This is a genomic window from Micromonospora sp. C28ISP2-4 (genome assembly GCF_030519385.1).
In the GTDB taxonomy this organism is placed as follows: domain Bacteria; phylum Actinomycetota; class Actinomycetes; order Mycobacteriales; family Micromonosporaceae; genus Micromonospora; species Micromonospora tulbaghiae.
In genome coordinates, this window is record NZ_JAUMKG010000003.1 from 235,723 (window position 1) to 252,452 (window position 16,730).

Here is a 16,730-nt window from a genome sequence, read left to right on the forward strand (position 1 = left end):
ATCAAGGTCGATGGGCAAGGTGCGGCACCGCCGGCCCGGCCCGGACCGGCGGCGCCGATCGCTCAGGCGGTAGCCGGTACGCCGTTGTCGGTACCGGTGGTCTCCGCCTCGGGCACAGCGCGCGGAGCCGGCGTGCGGACCGCGAACGCGTCGAAGCTCGGCCCGTCCAGCCGCTCGACGATCGGCTCCACCGCGGGCGGCTCCGACCGGTCCGGCTCGATCGCGTCCGGCTCGGTCCGCCCGTCCACGGTCCGGGGCGACACCTCGGCCGGGACGGTGATGGCCGGGCGCGTCGCCACCTGCGGGTACTCGGCAGTCTCCCCGCCGCCCGCCGCGGCCGCCATGACCGCCGCCGCGGCCAGGTCGGCGACGCGCTTGGCCTCCCGCTGCACCCGGGCCCGGGTCTCCTTGGCGTGCTGCTCGGCCAGGTCCGCCGCCCGCCGCGCCTCGTCGAGCCGCTTGCTCTCCACGGCCAGCTCCCGGCGTACGCCGACCAGCCGCTCCTCCAGCTCCGCGCCGGTCCGCTCGATGGTGGCGATCTCCCGGCGGGTGTCCTCCAGCTGCCGGGAGACCGTCTCCAGCTCCGCCTTGAGCTGGGTCAGCGTCTCCTGCCGCTGCTGGATCTCCCGCTGCACGCCGGCGAGCTGCTCCTGGTGCGCCGCCGTCTCCTCGTCGGCCCGCTCCCGAACCTCGGTGGCGTACTGCTGCGCCTCGGCGACCAGCGCGGCGATGTCCTTCTCCGCGGCGGCGGCCCGGTCGGCCAGCTCCTGCTCGGCGGCGGCCCGCCGCTCGTCCAGCTCCTTGGCCATCGTGGCCTGCCACTGGGCCAGCTCCTGCTGGGCCTTGCTGCGGTTGGCCTGGACCTCCTGCTGGATCTGCGTCCGCGCGGCCTTCACCAGCGCCTCGGACGCCGAGCGTGCCTGCTCGACCTGCTGCGCGCTCTGCTCGGTGATCCGCTTCGCCTCCTGCTGGGCCCGGTCGTGCGCGGCCTGGCCCTCGACGCGCAGCTTCTCCGCCAGCTCCCGCACGGCGGTCAGCTCCGCCTGCGCGGCGGCCCGCCGCTCCTCGTCCACCCGCTCCTGCTCGGCCCGGCGGGCGGCCAGTTCCTCGTCCAGCTCACGCCGCTCCCGCGCGGCCTGCTCCTGCGCGGCGGCCAGCAGCTTCTCCGCCTGCCCCTGGACCTCCTCCGCGCGCCGGCTGGCGACCTCGGTGATCTGGCCGGCCTGCTTCTCGGCCAGGTCCAGGATCTGGTCCACCATCGGGCCGAGGTCGCGGAAGGACGCCCGGTCCACAGCGGTCGGACGGTCGCGCAGCTCCACCGCCTCGGCCTGCGCCCGCTGCACCTGCGCGGTCAGGTCACGCACCTGCGCGTACGCCCGGTCCCGCGCGGCGGTCAACGCGCTCACCTCGGCGTCGACCTGCTCGACGTACCGGTCCACCTGACGCTTGTCGTAGCCGCGCAACGCGGGATCGAACCGCGGTCGCGCCGACAGGTCGTCGTGGGGTGCGAACGGCTCGGCAGCGTTTGACATGCGCCATCCTCCGTCGGTTCGCCAGCGCCAGGCCGGCGGATGACCGCCCCGCAGGGCACGATGAGGCGCTACGGTACCGCGTCCGCGCGCGAGGCTCGCCCCGCCCCGCCCCGCTGCCCGCCGACCGGCGGCGCGCTCAGACCGGGAAGTGCGGGTTCCCCGCCGTCAGGCGGATGGTGAAGCCCCCCGCGTCCCTGTGGTACGTCACGTGGTCGCAACTCTGGTGGCTGATCCACAGGCCCAGCCCGCCGTTGGAACCGTCGCCCGCCGGCAGCAGCCCGGCGTACGGATCCTTGGGGCCGCCGCCCCGGTCGTGGACCGTCACGACGATCCGGTCCGGCGCGCGCCACAACCGCAGGCACACCGGCGGCTCACCGTGGCGCAGCGCGTTGCTCACCACCTCGCTGACGGCGATGACCAGGCCGTCGAGGCCCTCCGGGGTCAGCAGACCACGGTCGGCGGCGCGCACCTCGGCGCGGGCGCGGGCCGGCGTCGGGTCGACCAGCTCGACCAGCGGCACGGTCCGCTGCACCGGGTCCGGGGGCGCCGGGCGGAACTCGGTCAGGTAGCTCGTCGGCTCGGTGTAGAGACCCGCCGCCTCGTGCCGGCCGTCCGGCCGCGCCACCAGCGGGTGGGTACGCGCCACGTCGGCGAGCACGTGCGCGGGTGTGGCCCGGCGGTCGTAGGCGCAGATGCCCCAGAGCGGGAAGTCGTCGTAGGCGTGGTTGATCGCCGACTCGTAGCGCGCCCACCAGTCCCAGGTCGCGCCGAGCAGCACCGGCGGCAGCTCGCCGACCAACCGGATCTGCGCCGCCCCCGCCGCCACGTACGAGGCGAGCAGCTCCCGGTAGGAGCGCAGCGCGACGCTGGGCCGGGCGTAGAGCTCGGCGACCGGCAGGAACGTGACCTCGGCACCCGGCGGCAGCGCCCGGCGCACCAGCTCGGCGTTGCGCTCGTCCAGGTTCACCGCCGTCGGCTCGCCGGCCGCGACCCCGTCCAGCAGGAACGGCAGCGCCACCGTCAGCAACTCCTCGTCGGAGTCGTAGACGAACGCCTCGTGGAAGTAGCCCACGTGGCCGGAGGCCGCGCCGCTCCTCATCGGACGACCTCCACCCGTACCTCGGACAGACCGAGCAGGTCGACCAGCCGGGCCGGGGCGTGGCTGGGCGTGCGCAGCACCGCGACGGCGTCGTGCCGGCGGGCGTGGTCCCGCAGGTGCAGCAGGCTGCGGTGGTCGACGAACCGCAGCTCGGCGGCGTCGAACACCAGCCGGCCCGCCACCGGCCGCGGGTCGGCCCGCTCCAGCGCGGCGGCGAAGTCCCGGTGGTTGGACGGGTCCAGCTCGCCGGCCAGCGCAGCGGCCGTGTCGCCGCTGCCGGCGTGCAGGCGGAACAGCACGTCGGCGTTGGTTTCCGGGTGCAGGCAGGCCAGCTCGGCGATCGCCGCGTCGTCCAGTTGCCGGCGGTCGTAGGCGCAGATCGCCGACATCGGCCGGTGCCGCATCCAGTGGTCGATCCGGTGCTCGTAGCGGGCGAAGGCGTCCCGCTGGGCGGTCGTACGGACCAGGCTGGTCGCCTCGGCCAGCACCCGCAGGCCGGTGTGCCCGGCGGTCAGCGCCTCGGTGGTGGCCCGCACGTACGCCCGGACCTGCCGCTCCGGGTCGACGACCTCGTCGTGCCGGTACGCCTCGCCGATGGGAACCAGCCGTAGCGCGTCCCGCCGGCGCGCGGCGTCGACCCCGGGGACGGAGGCCAGCCAGCCGGCGACTGTGGCGCGATCTTCCGGACAGACCACCCAGACCTGCTCACCGGCGGCCAGACCGGCGCTTACCTGCTCGACCGCCAGCGCGCGCAGCGCGGCCGGGTCGTCGTAGGCGAGGCAGCCATGGTTGTAGCCCGGGTACGTCACGTCCCCGCTGGTCACCGACTCCGCCTCATGGGCCCAGTCTATGCCCAGCCCAGCGAGGGGCCGCGCCAGGCCGTGGCCGCCCGCCGGCGGATCACCCGGGGCCGGGCCGGCGGTGCGAAACCCGGTCGCGGGCACGCCGGCCCGCGCACACCCTGGACCGATGTCGATCACCGTACGAGAACTGCGTGTTCCGGACTGGCCGGCGCCCGGGACCACGGCCCGCACCTGCGCTCCGGGAACGCGCACCGCACCGTACGCCTGCACGACCTGTACGTCCGGGCGGACCGCAGGCGCGACGGGGTGGGCAGGTCGTTGTTCGACGCGGTCCGCCGGTGGGCCGCCGACCGGGCCCGTCACCTGGAGTGGCAGGCCCACCACGAGCGGGCGGCGCCGTTCTACCAGCGGCTCGGCCACCGGGGCGATCCGTGCCCGCAGCCGGACTATCCGACCTTCCTGCTCGACCTCACCCCGCAGCGACCGTGCCTGCCTGTCCCTGACGTGACCGGCTCGCGGACCGGTCAAGATCGACACCAGTTCGGGGAGGTGGCTGCATTGAAGGCGGCCTGATGCCACCACCTCCCCGAGGTGGCGTGGAGCTTGGTGGGGAGGGCGTCAGGGGAGGGGGTGGGAGATGTCGCGGGCGTGGTCGGCCACCGCCGCGCCGACCACCGTCGCCGTGAGCGGCAGCACCTCCAGGCACCGGCGTACCGCCGCGCCCATCAGCGGGTTCGGCACCCGCATGGACAGCGTGCAGTGCGGCACCCAGCGGCCCGGCCGGTAGTGCTCCACCACCTCGACGCCGGACCGGGCCAGCCGCTCGTGCACGGCGGCGTGGTGCGCCAGCAGCTCGGGCGTCGGCGCCGGCCCGAGCCAGAGCACCCGCCCGAGGAACTGCCCGGCGTGCTGGAACTCAAGTCGCAGCGGCGCGGCCACCACGGTTCCGTCGAGCGCCTCGGCGACGCGGTGCGGGTCCAGGCGGGGCGCGACCGCCAGGGAGACGTGCGGGCGGTGCCGCTGCGCCAGCAGGGACCGCATGCTCGGCACCCCGTCGGACTCCAGCAGGTCCCACAGCACCCGGATCCGCCGGGTGGCGTCGGTGTCCAGATACAGCTCCAGCGCCGCGACCACGCGATCACCCTAGAGGCGGTGCCCGGGCCGAGGTTTGCCGGGCACGCTGGGCGGTACTGCCCGAGGTGACGGCAGGAAACGGCGGGGAGTGGGGGACGCGTGGACGCGACGGATGTGCTGACCGAGGCGTACGGGCGGTTGCCCGATCTGGTCGCCGGAGCGCTCGACGGGCTCGACGCGGCCCAGCTGCGGCGGGCGCCGGCCGACGGAGCGAACCCGGTCGGCTGGCTGGTCTGGCACCTGACCCGGATCCAGGACGACCACGTCGCCGACGTGATGGGCGAGCCGCAGCTGTGGGCCACCGGCGACTGGGCGGCGAAGTGCGGCCTGCGGCCCGACCCCGCCGACACCGGCTTCGGGCACGGTCCGGAGCAGATCGCCGCGGTACGCCCCGAGGACGGCGGCGTGCTGCTGGACTACCACCGGGCGGTGGTGGACCGGAGCCTCGCGTACCTGCGCGGGCTGCGCCCGGCCGACCTGGACCGGGTGGTGGACGAGAACTGGGATCCGCCGGTCACGCTCGGGGTGCGGCTGGTGAGCGTGCTCGACGACGACCTCCAGCACGTCGGCCAGGCCGCGTACGTGCGCGGGCTCATCCTGCGCTGAGCGCCGCACCGGCCCGGCGCAGCGCGGCGTGCCCGAGCAGGTGACACGCCTGCGCCTCGGGCGAGGTGCCGGGGCGCTCGAAGTCCGGCGCCCCGCTGACGCCCGTCACCCGGCCGTACGCGTCGACCCGCCGGGCGGCGGCCGCGAGCAGGTCCGCTCCCACCTCGTACCAGGACCGGGACAGCCATCCGCCGGCCACCCCGGTGAGAGCCGCATAGCCGAGCAGCTGGGCGGTGTTGGCCTCGCGGAACGCGCCCGGCTCGTCCAGCACGTCGGGGAACAGCCCGTCCGCGCCCCGGTACGCGAGGCAGGCGGTCAGCACCTCCTCCACGTGCCCGGCCAGCGCGGCGCGGACGTCACCCGGCCAGTCCGGCGCGAGCCGCAGCGCGCGGGCGATCCCGGCGACCACCCAGCCGTTGCCGGTGCCCCAGGGACCGGGCCGGTCCAGTTCGTCCCGGTCCTCGTCCCAGCGGGCGGCGTACAGGCCGGTGCGCGTGTCGTACAGCCGTCGCCGGTGTCCCGCGACCTGCGCGAAGGCCGCGTCGGTCCGGCCGGTCAGCGCCAGCAGCGGCACCACCATGTAGATCGTGTCCGCCCACACCTGGCGGCCGTCGAGCAGGTGGAACAGGGTGCCGTCGGCGGCCTGGGGCGCGCGGCGGGTCAGCCAGTCGAGCTGGGCGTCCAGCGCCACGGCGTACCGCCGGTCGCCGGTGGTGCGCGCCGCGTGCCGGACGACCTCGCCGCACGCGGCGCCGTTCACCGCGCCCACCGAACCGGCCGGCTCCCCGAGCCGCCCGTCCGGCCGCTGCCGGGTCACCGCGGCGTCGGCGACCAGCACGGCTGCCTCGGCCAGGCCCAGGTCGAGCAGCGCCTGGCCGAGGATTCCCTGCTCCCAGGACTCGCGCTGCATGGTCAGCAACGCGAGCAGCACCCGGTCGGCGGTGGCGTCCCCGGTCGTCGGCATGACCTCGGGGATACCCGCCGGGCCGCCGCGGCTCACCCGGACCGGGTGAGTTCGCCTCACCCGCAGCGCGGGGACGCTGCGGGACGAGCGGCGCCGGCAGGCGGGCGGCCGCGACCACCGACGAGGAGGGCCCGATGAGCGTCTCGGCCGTGGAACACCTGGCCCGCGGGACCGCCGGCCGGCACCCGGAGCTGCCCGAGACCACCTCCGGCACCATCCGCCTGGACCTGCGCGACGACGGACACACCGAGCACTGGTACCTGACCATCGACCGGCAGGACGTCCGGGTGGACCGCCTGGCCGAGGAGGCCGACCTGGTGGTCGGCGCGGACCGGGAGGTGTTCGACCGGATCGCGGCGGGGCGCCTGCACCCGGCCACCGCGCTGCTGCGCAACGACCTCGCCGCGCGGGGCGAACTGAAGCTGCTGATGACGCTGCGCCGGATCTTCCCCGGCCCGCCGGACGCCCGGGATCCCCGCGACATGTCCGGCGAGCGGGCGGCGGCCCGATGAGGCAGGAACTGGTCCACGTCCTCGCCGGCAACGCGTTCGCGCTGAGCGACGCGCAGGGCGACATGGAACGCGACCCGTCCGCCCCGATCGGTCTGTTCTCCTTCGACACCCGGTTCCTGTCCCACTGGGTGCTCACCATCGACGGCGAGCGGCTGCACGCGTTGTCCCGCGACGACCTGACCTACTTCGAGACCCGCTTCGTGCTGGTGCCGGGCGCGGCCAGCCACTACGTGGACGCCGACGTCTCGGTGATCCGGCACCGCTCGATCGACGAGGCGTACCACGAGAGCCTCACGGTGCTGAACCACTCGGCCGAGCCCGCCGAGTACACGGTGCGGATGGAGATGGCGGGCGACTTCGCCGACACCTCCGAGATCCTGCGTCCCGGCCCGCGTCGCCCCACTGTCGTCCCCGACCCGGAGGGGCGGCGGTTGCGGATCCGGTATGAGCGCGGGCGGTTCGTCCGGGAGACGTGCGTCTCCAGCACCGCCCCGGCCGAGGTGGACACGCGCGGGATGACCTTCCGCATCCGCGTCGAGCCGCAGGGCGAGTGGCACGTCGACCTGCACGTCGCCATGATCATTCAGGGCGCGGGAGGACGGGACCTGCGGGCCGACATCGAGTCGCACCGGCAGCACATCCGGCAGGACATGCGCGGGGACCTCGAACGGTGGTACGAACGGGCGCCGCACCTGGTCTCCGACCGGCCCGCGCTCACCGCCGTCTACCGGCAGGCCCTGACCGACCTCGCCGCCCTGCGTTACATGCCGCTGGCCTACACCGACCGGGTGCCGGTCGGCGGGATGCCCTGGGCGATGACGCTGTACGGGCGGGACGCGCTGCTCACCTGCCTCCAGACGCTGCCGTTCACGCCCGAGCTGACCCCGGCCACGCTGCACATGCTGGCGATGTTGCAGGGCGGCCGGCTCGACGACCGGCACGAGGAGGAGCCCGGCAAGATCGTCGCGGAGCTGCGGTACGGCGAGGCGGCCGCGTTCGACGAGCAGCCCACGGCGCCCTACTACGGCGCGGCCGACACCACGCCGCTGTTCGTGATCCTGCTCGACGAGTACGAGCGCTGGACCGGTGACGCCGACCTGGTCCACGAGTTGCGCCACCCGGCCCGGATGGCGCTGGACTGGCTGACCCGCTACGGCGACCAGTGCGGCGACGGCTACCTGCGCTACCGGCCGCGCAACACCGACAGCGGGGTCGCCAACCAGGCCTGGCGCAACTCCCCGGAGGCGATCGTCGACCGGTACGGGGTGGAGCCGCCGTACCCGCGCGCCACGTGTGAGCTTCAGGGCTACGCGTACGACGCGCGGATCCGGGGCGCCCGCCTGGCCCGGGAGTTCTGGGGCGACCCGGGCTACGCCCAGCGCCTGGAGGCCGACGCGGCGCGGCTGCGGGAACGGTTCGACAACGACTTCTGGCTGCCGCAACGGGGCTACTACGCGCTGGCGCTCACCCCGGACGGCGAGCCGGTCGACGCGCTCACCTCGCATTTGGGACACCTGCTGTGGAGCGGCATCGTGGAGCCGGACCGGGCCGACGCGGTGGCCGGGCACCTGTGCGGGCCGGACCTGTTCTCCGGCTGGGGCGTGCGCACCTACGCGCTGGGGCAGCGGCCGTACAACCCGGTCGGCGCGCACCTCGGCGCGGTCTGGCCGTCGGACAACGCGATCGTCGCGGCGGGCCTGCGGCGGTACGGCTACGACGAGGAGGCGGCCGACATCGCCGCCGGCGTGTTCGCGATGGCGGAGACGCTCGGCGGCTCGGTCCCGGAGGTGATCGCCGGCTATCCCCGCGCGTTGACCAAGTACCCGGTCCAGTTGCCGGAGGCCGGGCGACCGCAGTCGTGGGCCTCGGGTGGGCTGCTGATGCTGCTGGCGACCATGCTGGGGCTGCGCCCGTGCGGGGAGAACCTGCTGGTGAACCCGGCGATCCCGGCCGGCTTCGGGCGGGTCGAGCTGCTCGACGTGCCGGGCCGGTGGGGCAGGGCCGACTCGTACGGCCGGGAACGCGGCGCGGGCCGGCGGATGCGCGCGGGCGAGCCGGCCCGCCGGGCGGCCTGAGCCGCTCGCCGCTCAGCCGGTTGTCTCCCGCTGTGCCACCGGCGAGCCGGCCGCCGACTCCACCGGTTCGGCTGCGGCCGCCGGCCCCGTCGCTCCGGCACGGCCGGCCCGGGCGAGCAGCCGGTCCACGCCCACGAACAGCAGGCCGAGCAGCCAGAACACGACAGCGAAGCCGGCCGCGCTGACCGCGACCCCGGCGTAGCCCAGCTCGCCCACGTCGATGAACGGGTACGGGTAGCTGTCCACGATCAGGCCGCGGACCAGCGCGAATCCGAGGTACCCGACCGGGAACGCCAGCCACCACGCGGCGTACCGGGGGCGCAGGCGGCCGCGTCTGTCGAACAGCACCCAGTCGGCGACCGCCAGCAGCGGCACCACTGTGTGCAGGAGCTGGTTGCCCCACCACTCACCCGGTTGCCGGTCGGGCTGCGCCATGGCGAACGGGCTGGCCGGGTTGGCCAGCACCAGGTGGTAGACGGTGCCGGTGATGGCGATGTAGAGCGTCACCGCGCCCTTGAGGACGCTCGGCGGCTCCGGCCGGTCGCGCAGCGCGCACCAGGCGGCATACCCGGCGAGGACGCCGACCGCCACGTTGCTCTGGATGGTGAAGTACGGCAGCAGGCCGGTCACGGTGGCCGGGCCGAGCGCGGTGAGCACGACGCCGGCCAGCACGGCGAGCACCACGGCGAGGCGGAGGAGGATCGCCGGTAGGCGACGCCGGGGGGTCACGGGGGCAAGCTACCAGCCGGTCGTCAGCCGGGACGCCGCCCGGGCGGGGCGCCGGACGGCGGCCGGGCGCGCCCGGGCGCGGGGCCGTCCACGCCCGGCGGCGTGCCGTCCGGGCGGACCGGGTGCGCGCTCCTGCCGCCGCCTCGCTCGTCGCCGGCCTTCCCCGGCGGATCGTCGTCGCCCAGCAGGCCGGCACAGTAGTCCGGCACGCGGTCGCGGCCACCGGCGGCGCTGACGAGGTCGCCGAAGGCGGGCGTGCCCAGGGCGCGGCCCCGTTCCGGCTCGGCGACGGCCCGGTACGCGACGCACAGGCCGGACGGTTCGGACGGCTGTGGTGTCCCGGGCACCGGCGCGGCGGACGGCGCGCCGGTGCGGTCCGGCGGCGTGGGCGGTGCGGTGACGACCGGCGGCTCCGCCGGGCGGACGGCGCGCGGCAGGTTCCCGGTCGCGGCGAGTGCGACGCCACCGGTGAGCGACGCGGCGAGCGCGGTCACCGCCACCCGGACGCCGAACCGGGCCCGGACGCCGAACCGGGCACCGCGGCGACTGTCGATCCGCCGGGCCGACCGGAACGCCGCGACGGCGGCCGCCTCGCCGTCGAGTTCGCCCGCGCCGGGAGCGGCACGGACCGCGGCCAGCACGGCGGCAAGTCCCGGCGGGCCGGCTGGCGTGTCGCCGGAGCGGCCGGCGAGCAGCCGCTCGACGGTTTCCTGGTCCAGGCCGGATGCGTCCATCTCGTGACCCTCAGCGCCGCCACCCGGCCGGGCGTCACACTGCCGCCCGGCGGAATCCGGGTGAGGCCCGTCACCTCGCGCCGGTCAGGGCGCGGAGGGCATCTCCGGTTGCCGATGTCCGGCGGTCGCGGTGAACTGAATTACATGGGTGTCATCAAGGTGGGCACGTCCTCGTGGGCCGACCAGATGCTGGTCCGTTCCGGCTGGTATCCGCGCGGTGTCAACACTCCGGCCGGGCGGCTCGGCTGGTACGCCGAGCGGTTCGGACTGGTCGAAGTGGACACGTCGTACTACGCCGTGCCGGTGCCGGAGACCACTGCCGCGTGGGCGGAGGCGACCCCGGACGGGTTCACCTTCGACGTCAAGGCGTTCCGGCTGTTCACCGGCCACCACACGCCTGTCGACGCGCTGCCCCGCGACCTGCGTCCGGCCGGCGGCCCGAGCCGGATCCGCTGGCGCGACCTGCCCGCCGGGGCGTACGACGAGTTGTGGGACCGGTTCCACGCGGCGCTGGCCCCGCTCGCGGCGGCCGACCGGCTCGGCGCCGTGCTGTTGCAGTTTCCGCCGTGGCTGGCCCGCGGCGAGGCGGCCCGGCGGCGGATCCTGGACGCCGCGCGGCGCTGCCGCCCCTGGCCGGTGACGGTCGAGTTGCGGCACTCGTCCTGGTTCGCCGGGGACGCGATGGCCGACACCGTCACGTTCCTGCGTGAGCACGACCTCGGGTACGCCTGTGTGGACATGCCGCAGGGGCACGTCTCCTCGGTGCCGCCGATCCTGGTCGCCACCACCGACCTGGCCGTGATCCGGTTCCACGGGCACAGCACGGCCTGGGAGAGCGGGGACAAGCAGGAGCGGTTCCGCTACGCCTACGGCGAGGGGGAGCTGCGGCACTGGTCGGTGCTGCTGCGCGAGCTGGCCGACGAGTGCGCCGAGCTGCACGTGCTGATGAACAACTGCTGCGGCGACCAGGCCCAGCGCGACGCCGCCCGCCTGGCCGACCTGCTCGGCGTCGCGCCCGCCGCCGCGCGCGCCTGACGTTTCCCCGGCCGTCGTCCGGGTACCGCCGGGTGCATGGACGAGCGCGAAGGGGGATCTGTGGAGAAGCGGCGTGGCGAGGACGAGCGGGACCCGCGAGCGACCCGGGAGGCCGAGGAGGCGCACGGCGGCAGCATGGCGCCGGGCCTCGTCGACGACACCGGGCACCCGGTGGCCGAGTCACCGGTGCCGGACAACGAGCCGTCGGCGCCGGGCCGGCCGGGTGAGGACGGCACCGGCTCCTGAACGCTCAGGGGCGCGTCTCCGGGTGCATCCCGGTGGCCTCCTCCAGCGCGTTGTCGCCGAGGTCGCCGTCCGCGCTGTCGTCCGGGAACGTCCGCCCCGACGGAGCCGGATCGGGCGGTGCGCCCGGCCCGGCCTCGGGCGTCCGGGTCGGTTCCACGGATCCGAACCCGTGCCGGCCCGCCTTCGGCCCGCCCGGCCCGGCGCCCGCCGCCCGGCGTTCGCCGAGCCGCCCCTCGGGTACGGCGGTCTCCTCGCTGCCCTCGTCCATCGGGTCGCGGTCGCCCGCGCCCCACGGCGGGTCGGCGTCGAAGCCGTCTGTGGTGCCCCACGGCGCGGCCGACTCCGGCCCGCGCCCGTCACCCGGTCGGTCCCTGCTGGTCATGGTCACCTCGCCTGGCTGCTGATGTCCGTGCCGCCCGCCGACGGGCGGCCTGTCCCGGTGCACCGCACGGCCGGTGGCCCACCCCGATGTGGGTCACCGGCCGTGCGGTGGTCAACGGGCCGCCCCGACCAGGGAACGTCCGGCCGCACCCATGGCGGCCACCTTGCCGATGTTCTTCGGCGCGGACATGATCCCGCCCGCGCGGTCCAGCATGCCCCGGAACACCTGCCCCGGTTTCTGCTGCTCACCCATGTACGCCGACACCACCACCAGCGCCCCGGTCATCGCCGGGACCGCCCACTGGAGCAGTTTCATCTGCCGCTGGCTCGCGGCGACGTTCGCCGGGGTGTGGTGGTTGGGCTCGGTGGTCCCCTCGACCGGCGGCCCGCCGGCCTTCTCCAGCCGCATGCCCACCAGCCGGCTGTAGCCGGTCACCGCCAGCGCGCCGACAGTGAGCGCGGTCTTCACCACGCTCATCCGCCCCACGCCCGCCTGGCGGGCCATCCGCGGGCTCTCGGTGACCAGTTCACCCACCGCGCCGGCCAGGTGCGCGCCGATCGCCGCCGCGTTGACCGGTGTCCACCGCGCCCAGCCGGCCGACGCCACCGGCAGTCGCTCCGTCGTGTCGTTGATCCGTGCCGCCGCGCCGTTGACGCCCAGCGCCCCCATCAGGGAACCGCCGAACCAGGCCGCCAGGCCCAGGTCGTGCATCGAGCGCAGCGTGGTGTGCCGTTCTGACATCAGATCCCCCTCCGCCGTGTTCGGGCGGTGCGGCATACCCACGATCGGGCGACTCACGCCCCGGCGTGGCGGGCAGGAGGAGGGCTCAGCGCCGGGGAAGCGTGCCGGCGAACGCGGCGATCCGGGCGGCCAGTGGAGCCGACGCGCGTACCCAGGTGAAGTGGTCCAGCGGCGCGCCCGCCTCGGCGACGGTGTAGCGGTGCCGTGTCACCGGCGCAGCGGTCAGCTTCCCGCACAGGTGGTCGAGCGTCTCGTGCGGCGTGTACTGGTCGTCGTCGACGCTCACCGCGAGCACGGGTGTCCGGATCCGCCGCACGGCGGCCTCCGCGTCCACCCCGTCCAGGGCCGGGAACCGGCCGGTCCGGGCGGTGTGTGCCCAGTCCCGGATCACGCCGCGCGCCTGCCGGCCCCCGAACCCCCAGCCCGGCCAGACGCCGAGCAGCCGGGCCGTCGCCGCGATCCCCTGGGTGTACGGAAGCACGCCCCACCCGCGCAGCCCCGGATACCGCCGCCACCACGGCAGCCCCACGGCCACCAGCGCCAGCCCGTCCACCCGGCCGTCGTCGTGCAGCGCCTGGTGCAGCACCGCCACCTGGCCGCCGAGGGAGTGCCCGAGCAGCAGCCGGGTGCGGCCGTCCAGCCGGGGCTTGAGCGCGTCGAGCACGGCGCCGATGTCGGCGGCCATCTCCTGGTAGCCGTAGCGGCAGGCGCGCGACGGCGTCGGGGTGCTCTCGCCGGTGCCGCGCAGGTCGGCCACGATCACCGCGAGCCCGGCGTCGCGCAGCGCGGCGGCGAACGGCCGGTAGTAGCGGGCGCGCACGCCCATGGCCGGCCAGATCAGCACCACCGGCGTGCCGGGCGGACCGGCCGGTTCCGGGTAGATCTGCACGCCGATGCGCGCGCCGTCGACGTCCACGAACTCCTGGGTGTAGTCCCCGCTCACCCGGATCAGCGTACGGCCCGAACCTACCCGCGGGTAGGAAGGGGTGTCCGTGTGCGTGTCCGCTGCGCCGGCGCCTGCGGGCGGTGCCGGGCGGCCCGTTCCACCCGCTCCACCGCCGCCAGGACGTCCGGCACGTCAAGCGCGGCGAGCGCCGGGTGGACGCGCTCACCGGCGGCGGCCGGACCCGGGCCGGTCCACAGCGCCTCGTGCCACGGCCGGTCCGGCGGCGGCCCCCACCACGACGGCGGCACCGGCCCGAACAGCAGCACCGACGGGGTGGCGTAGGCGGTGGCCAGGTGGCCGATGCCGGTGTCGCCGCACAACACCAGCCGGGCGTACGCGACCAGCCCGGCCAGCTCGCCCACGTCGGTCGCCCCGGCCAGCACCGCGTCGGCGGGCAGGCCGGCCGCCCGGGCCACCGCCTCGGCCAGGTCCCGTTCCGCCGGGCTGCCGGTCACCACCACCCGGTGCCCGCGCCCGGCCAGTTCCCGGGCCACCGCCGCGAAGCGCGCCACCGGCCAGCGCCGCGCCGCCGCCTTCGCGCCGGGATGCACGATCGTCACGCCGGCCGGGAACCCGCCCCGCGCCGGGCGGCGCAACGCCAGGTCGGTGCGGTCGGCGGGCACGCCGTACCAAGCGAGCATCCGGCACCAGCGGTCCACCTCGTGCTCGTCCGCCCGCCACGGCGGCCCGTCCGGCACGCCCGCGTCCGGGTTGGCGAAGGCCAGCAGCCGGCCCGGCCGCAGCGCGGCCAGCATCAGGTGCGACTGCGGGCCCCGGCCGTGCAGGTTGACCGCCGTCTCCGGTGGCGGGCCGGACCAGGGCAGCGGTCCCAGCCCGTCCGCGTGGACCTGCCGGTCCACGCCACCCACCAGCTCGACCAGCGGCGCCAGCCAGCGCGGCGCGACAAGCGCCAGATCCTTCCCGGGGTACGCGGCACGCAGCGCGCGCAGCGCCGGCACCCCGGTCGCGAGGTCGCCGACGCCGAGCGCGCGGAGCACGAGGATCACGGGTACGACGACTCCTGCTCGGCGCAGACCACCATCTCGCGTACCGCGCAGCCGGGCGGCTGGGTCAGCGCGAACATCACCGCCTCGGCGGTGTCCGCCGGATCGTTGAGGATCGCGTCCGGGCCGGGCTTGTACCTGTCGTCGCGCTCGTCGAAGAACGCGGTCCGCATCCCGCCCGGGATCAGCAGCGTCACGCCGACCCGGCCGGCCAGTTCGGCGGCGAGCGCCCGGGTGAAGCCGACCACCCCGAACTTCGCCGCGCAGTACGCCGTCGCGTCGCTCACCGCCTTCACGCCCAGCGTCGACGCCACTGTGACCACGGTGCCGTGTGCGCGTTCCAGCTCGGGCAGCGCGGCCCGGACCACCGCGGCGGTGCCGAGCAGGTTGATCGCCACGATCCGGTCCCAGACGGCCCCGTCGACGTCGCCCAGCCGCCCGGGCACGTCCATGCCGGCGGCGGTCACCACGCCGGTCAGCTCGCCGGCCTGCTCGGCGATCCGCCGGGTGGCCGCCTCTGCGGCGCGGCTGTCGGCCAGATCGCACTCGACCCAGGGCACGCCGTCGGCGGGCGCGCGGCGGTCCAGCACGTACGGCCGCCCGCCGGCCTTCGCCACCGCCGCCACGACCGCCGCGCCGAGCCCGCTGGACCCGCCGGTGACGAGCACCGCGCGGCCGTTGATGTCCCTGCTCATGCCGGACTCCTTCTCGCTCGTTCAGACCACTGTTCGGACCAGGTGCAGACCGCGCTGCCGCGCGGCGGAGATGGTGCCGGTGGTGGACCGGCCGGACAGGTAGGGGACGGTGACCACCCGGCCGCCCCAGCGGCGTACCAGTTCCGCCTCGGGCAGCTCGACGTCGCCGTAGTCGCCGCCCTTGACCCAGACGTCCGGGCGCAGCCGGGCCAGCACCTGGTGCGGGGTCGGCTCGTCGAAGACCACCACCGCGTCGACGCAGTCCAGCGCCGCCAGCAGCCGGGCCCGGTCCTCGGCCGGGTTGACCGGGCGCTCCGGTCCCTTGAGCCCGCGCACGCTCGCGTCGGAGTTGAGGCAGACGACCAGGCAGTCACCGAGGCGGCGGGCCGCGCGCAACGTGGACAGGTGCCCGGCGTGCAGGATGTCGAAGCAGCCGCCGGTGGCGACCACGGTGCCGCCGTCGGCGCGTACCCCGGCGATCAGGTCCTCGGCGGGGCGTGCCGGATCCGGCGGAGCCGGTGCCTGTTCGCGGCGCAGCCCGGCGGCCCCGCCCGCCGCCACGTACGCCGACGCGGCCTCCACCGCCGCGCGGACCGCCTCGGCGATCCGCGCGCCCTCACCGAGCGCCCGGGCCGCGGCGGCGGCGAACCGATCGCCCGCGCCGCAGGTGTCCTCGACCTGCTCCGGCACCGACGACGGGGGCAGCACCAGCGGGGTGGTGCCGCCGTGGCACAGCACCGCGCCGTCCGGCCCCATGGTCACCGCGACCGCGCCGACCCGCCACCGGTGACGAAGCTCCTGACCGGCCCGGGTGGCGGTGGTGAGCGGCGAGCCGCCGCCCGCGTCGCCGGTGACGCGGCGCAGCTCGTCGAGGTTCGGCGTGGTCAGCCGGGTGCCGGGGACCGGGGCCGGGCCGCGCGGGTGCGGATCCCAGACCACCGGCGCGGTCGCCTCGGCCAGCGCCGCTCGCAGCGCCGGCTGCCGCAGCAACCCGCGCCCGTAGTCGCTGACCAGGACCGCGCCGGCCCGGCCGAGCAGCTCCCGTACCGCCTGCGACGGCTCTCCCGGCGCCTGTGGGTCGCCGCCGCGGTCCAGCCGCAGGAGCGTCTGCCCGCCGGCCCGCAGCCGGATCTTCTCCGCCGTCGCGCCGGGCAGGCGCATCGGGTAGAGCGCGACGCCCGCGCCGGTCAGCAGCTCCGCCAGGCGCGCGCCACCGGCGTCGTCGGCGAGCGCTGTGACGAGCGCGACCTCACCGCCGTCGGCGGCCGCGAGCAGCGCCGCGAGTCCGGCGCCGCCCGGCCGGTCGGTGGCGGTGCGCTCGTCGAGCACCGGCACCGGTGCGTCCGGGCAGATCCGGGTGACGGTGCCGTCCACGTCGCGGTCGAGCAGCGCGTCGCCGACGACGACAAGGGGGCCGTTCACGACTCCACCCAGCCGGTGCCGGTGTCGCCGTCGCGGCGCCCGTTCGCCGCGCGCCCGTCCGCCGCGAATCC

General features: G+C 76.0%; 19 protein-coding genes. 6 read left to right on the forward strand and 13 right to left on the reverse strand.

Going from position 1 to position 16,730, the window contains the following annotated elements:
* Nucleotides 1-62: 62 nt before the first annotated feature.
* The 3 genes from Q3W68_RS14405 to Q3W68_RS14415 form a co-directional block, all read right to left on the reverse strand.
* The gene (locus Q3W68_RS14405) at nucleotides 63-1,532 is read right to left on the reverse strand and encodes a hypothetical protein (protein ID WP_302905905.1); all 1,470 of its coding nucleotides are present in this window, start codon (nucleotides 1,530-1,532) and stop codon (nucleotides 63-65) included.
* 136 nt (nucleotides 1,533-1,668) lie between these two features.
* Entirely contained in the window at nucleotides 1,669-2,631 is a 963-nt protein-coding gene (locus Q3W68_RS14410; protein WP_302905906.1) for an anti-sigma factor RsbA family regulatory protein, read from the reverse strand.
* Nucleotides 2,628-3,455 carry an MEDS domain-containing protein gene (locus Q3W68_RS14415; RefSeq protein WP_302905907.1) on the reverse strand — a complete coding sequence of 276 codons (828 nt, stop codon included), beginning with the start codon at nucleotides 3,453-3,455 and terminating at the stop codon, nucleotides 2,628-2,630. Before Q3W68_RS14415 ends, Q3W68_RS14410 begins: the two co-directional genes overlap by 4 nt.
* 12 nt (nucleotides 3,456-3,467) lie before the next feature.
* Between Q3W68_RS14415 and Q3W68_RS14420 the strand changes: the two genes are divergently transcribed.
* Complete coding sequence (locus Q3W68_RS14420) at nucleotides 3,468-4,007, forward strand: GNAT family N-acetyltransferase (protein WP_302905908.1); 540 nt, start codon at nucleotides 3,468-3,470, stop codon at nucleotides 4,005-4,007.
* Between the two features lie 45 nt (nucleotides 4,008-4,052).
* On the opposite strand, the gene Q3W68_RS14425 is transcribed toward Q3W68_RS14420, so the two are convergent.
* Nucleotides 4,053-4,568, reverse strand: coding sequence for a 2'-5' RNA ligase family protein (locus Q3W68_RS14425; protein WP_302905909.1), 516 nt, complete (start codon nucleotides 4,566-4,568; stop codon nucleotides 4,053-4,055).
* A gap of 99 nt (nucleotides 4,569-4,667) precedes the next feature.
* Between Q3W68_RS14425 and Q3W68_RS14430 the strand changes: the two genes are divergently transcribed.
* The gene (locus tag Q3W68_RS14430; RefSeq protein WP_302905910.1) at nucleotides 4,668-5,174 is read left to right on the forward strand and encodes a DinB family protein; all 507 of its coding nucleotides are present in this window, start codon (nucleotides 4,668-4,670) and stop codon (nucleotides 5,172-5,174) included.
* Here Q3W68_RS14430 and Q3W68_RS14435 read toward each other — a convergent pair.
* Nucleotides 5,161-6,138: a glycoside hydrolase family 88 protein gene (locus Q3W68_RS14435; RefSeq protein WP_302905911.1), complete on the reverse strand. Its 978-nt coding sequence runs from the start codon at nucleotides 6,136-6,138 to the stop codon at nucleotides 5,161-5,163. The genes Q3W68_RS14430 and Q3W68_RS14435 overlap by 14 nt on opposite strands.
* Before the next feature lie 134 nt (nucleotides 6,139-6,272).
* Between Q3W68_RS14435 and Q3W68_RS14440 the strand changes: the two genes are divergently transcribed.
* Complete coding sequence (locus Q3W68_RS14440) at nucleotides 6,273-6,650, forward strand: SCP2 sterol-binding domain-containing protein (protein ID WP_302905912.1); 378 nt, start codon at nucleotides 6,273-6,275, stop codon at nucleotides 6,648-6,650.
* Nucleotides 6,647-8,725, forward strand: coding sequence for a glycogen debranching N-terminal domain-containing protein (locus Q3W68_RS14445; RefSeq protein ID WP_302905913.1), 2,079 nt, complete (start codon nucleotides 6,647-6,649; stop codon nucleotides 8,723-8,725). The genes Q3W68_RS14440 and Q3W68_RS14445 overlap by 4 nt, the downstream gene beginning before the upstream one ends.
* Nucleotides 8,726-8,737: 12 nt before the next feature.
* Here the strand turns inward: Q3W68_RS14445 and Q3W68_RS14450 are convergent, their stop codons facing one another.
* Both Q3W68_RS14450 and Q3W68_RS14455 read right to left on the reverse strand, forming a co-directional pair.
* Nucleotides 8,738-9,454 (reverse strand): Pr6Pr family membrane protein, encoded by a 717-nt coding sequence (locus Q3W68_RS14450; RefSeq protein ID WP_302905914.1) that lies wholly within the window; start codon nucleotides 9,452-9,454, stop codon nucleotides 8,738-8,740.
* A 23-nt stretch (nucleotides 9,455-9,477) separates the two neighbouring features.
* Nucleotides 9,478-10,188 carry a hypothetical protein gene (locus Q3W68_RS14455; RefSeq protein WP_302905915.1) on the reverse strand — a complete coding sequence of 237 codons (711 nt, stop codon included), beginning with the start codon at nucleotides 10,186-10,188 and terminating at the stop codon, nucleotides 9,478-9,480.
* A gap of 144 nt (nucleotides 10,189-10,332) precedes the next feature.
* Between Q3W68_RS14455 and Q3W68_RS14460 the strand changes: the two genes are divergently transcribed.
* Together Q3W68_RS14460 and Q3W68_RS14465 are read left to right on the forward strand one after the other, a co-directional pair.
* Nucleotides 10,333-11,223, forward strand: coding sequence for a DUF72 domain-containing protein (locus Q3W68_RS14460; RefSeq protein WP_302905916.1), 891 nt, complete (start codon nucleotides 10,333-10,335; stop codon nucleotides 11,221-11,223).
* Nucleotides 11,224-11,283: 60 nt separating this feature from the next.
* Nucleotides 11,284-11,469, forward strand: coding sequence for a GTPase activator (locus tag Q3W68_RS14465; protein ID WP_252454082.1), 186 nt, complete (start codon nucleotides 11,284-11,286; stop codon nucleotides 11,467-11,469).
* Between the two features lie 4 nt (nucleotides 11,470-11,473).
* Here Q3W68_RS14465 and Q3W68_RS14470 read toward each other — a convergent pair whose 3' ends face one another.
* From Q3W68_RS14470 to rfaE2, 6 genes are all read right to left on the reverse strand, one after another.
* Nucleotides 11,474-11,851 carry a hypothetical protein gene (locus Q3W68_RS14470; RefSeq protein WP_302905917.1) on the reverse strand — a complete coding sequence of 126 codons (378 nt, stop codon included), beginning with the start codon at nucleotides 11,849-11,851 and terminating at the stop codon, nucleotides 11,474-11,476.
* A gap of 111 nt (nucleotides 11,852-11,962) precedes the next feature.
* Entirely contained in the window at nucleotides 11,963-12,592 is a 630-nt protein-coding gene (locus Q3W68_RS14475) for a hypothetical protein (RefSeq protein WP_302905918.1), read from the reverse strand.
* Nucleotides 12,593-12,677: 85 nt separating this feature from the next.
* The gene (locus Q3W68_RS14480) at nucleotides 12,678-13,535 is read right to left on the reverse strand and encodes an alpha/beta fold hydrolase (RefSeq protein ID WP_302905919.1); all 858 of its coding nucleotides are present in this window, start codon (nucleotides 13,533-13,535) and stop codon (nucleotides 12,678-12,680) included.
* A gap of 23 nt (nucleotides 13,536-13,558) precedes the next feature.
* Nucleotides 13,559-14,545: a glycosyltransferase family 9 protein gene (locus Q3W68_RS14485; RefSeq protein WP_302905920.1), complete on the reverse strand. Its 987-nt coding sequence runs from the start codon at nucleotides 14,543-14,545 to the stop codon at nucleotides 13,559-13,561.
* Nucleotides 14,542-15,225: an SDR family oxidoreductase gene (locus tag Q3W68_RS14490; protein ID WP_302906189.1), complete on the reverse strand. Its 684-nt coding sequence runs from the start codon at nucleotides 15,223-15,225 to the stop codon at nucleotides 14,542-14,544. Before Q3W68_RS14490 ends, Q3W68_RS14485 begins: the two co-directional genes overlap by 4 nt.
* 33 nt (nucleotides 15,226-15,258) lie before the next feature.
* Nucleotides 15,259-16,659, reverse strand: coding sequence for a D-glycero-beta-D-manno-heptose 1-phosphate adenylyltransferase (rfaE2, locus tag Q3W68_RS14495; protein ID WP_302905921.1), 1,401 nt, complete (start codon nucleotides 16,657-16,659; stop codon nucleotides 15,259-15,261).
* Between the last annotated feature and the right edge of the window lie 71 nt (nucleotides 16,660-16,730).

Bases quoted from the DNA above. Each gene is read 5' to 3' on its own strand.
- Q3W68_RS14405 (WP_302905905.1), bottom strand. From the start codon at position 1,532: ATGTCAAACGCTGCCGAGCCGTTCGCACCCCACGACGACCTGTCGGCG.
- Q3W68_RS14410 (WP_302905906.1), bottom strand. From the start codon at position 2,631: ATGAGGAGCGGCGCGGCCTCCGGCCACGTGGGCTACTTCCACGAGGCG.
- Q3W68_RS14420 (WP_302905908.1), top strand. From the start codon at position 3,468: ATGGGCCCAGTCTATGCCCAGCCCAGCGAGGGGCCGCGCCAGGCCGTG.
- Q3W68_RS14435 (WP_302905911.1), bottom strand. From the start codon at position 6,138: ATGCCGACGACCGGGGACGCCACCGCCGACCGGGTGCTGCTCGCGTTG.
- Q3W68_RS14440 (WP_302905912.1), top strand. From the start codon at position 6,273: ATGAGCGTCTCGGCCGTGGAACACCTGGCCCGCGGGACCGCCGGCCGG.
- Q3W68_RS14445 (WP_302905913.1), top strand. From the start codon at position 6,647: ATGAGGCAGGAACTGGTCCACGTCCTCGCCGGCAACGCGTTCGCGCTG.
- Q3W68_RS14455 (WP_302905915.1), bottom strand. From the start codon at position 10,188: ATGGACGCATCCGGCCTGGACCAGGAAACCGTCGAGCGGCTGCTCGCC.
- Q3W68_RS14460 (WP_302905916.1), top strand. From the start codon at position 10,333: ATGGGTGTCATCAAGGTGGGCACGTCCTCGTGGGCCGACCAGATGCTG.
- Q3W68_RS14470 (WP_302905917.1), bottom strand. From the start codon at position 11,851: ATGACCAGCAGGGACCGACCGGGTGACGGGCGCGGGCCGGAGTCGGCC.
- Q3W68_RS14475 (WP_302905918.1), bottom strand. From the start codon at position 12,592: ATGTCAGAACGGCACACCACGCTGCGCTCGATGCACGACCTGGGCCTG.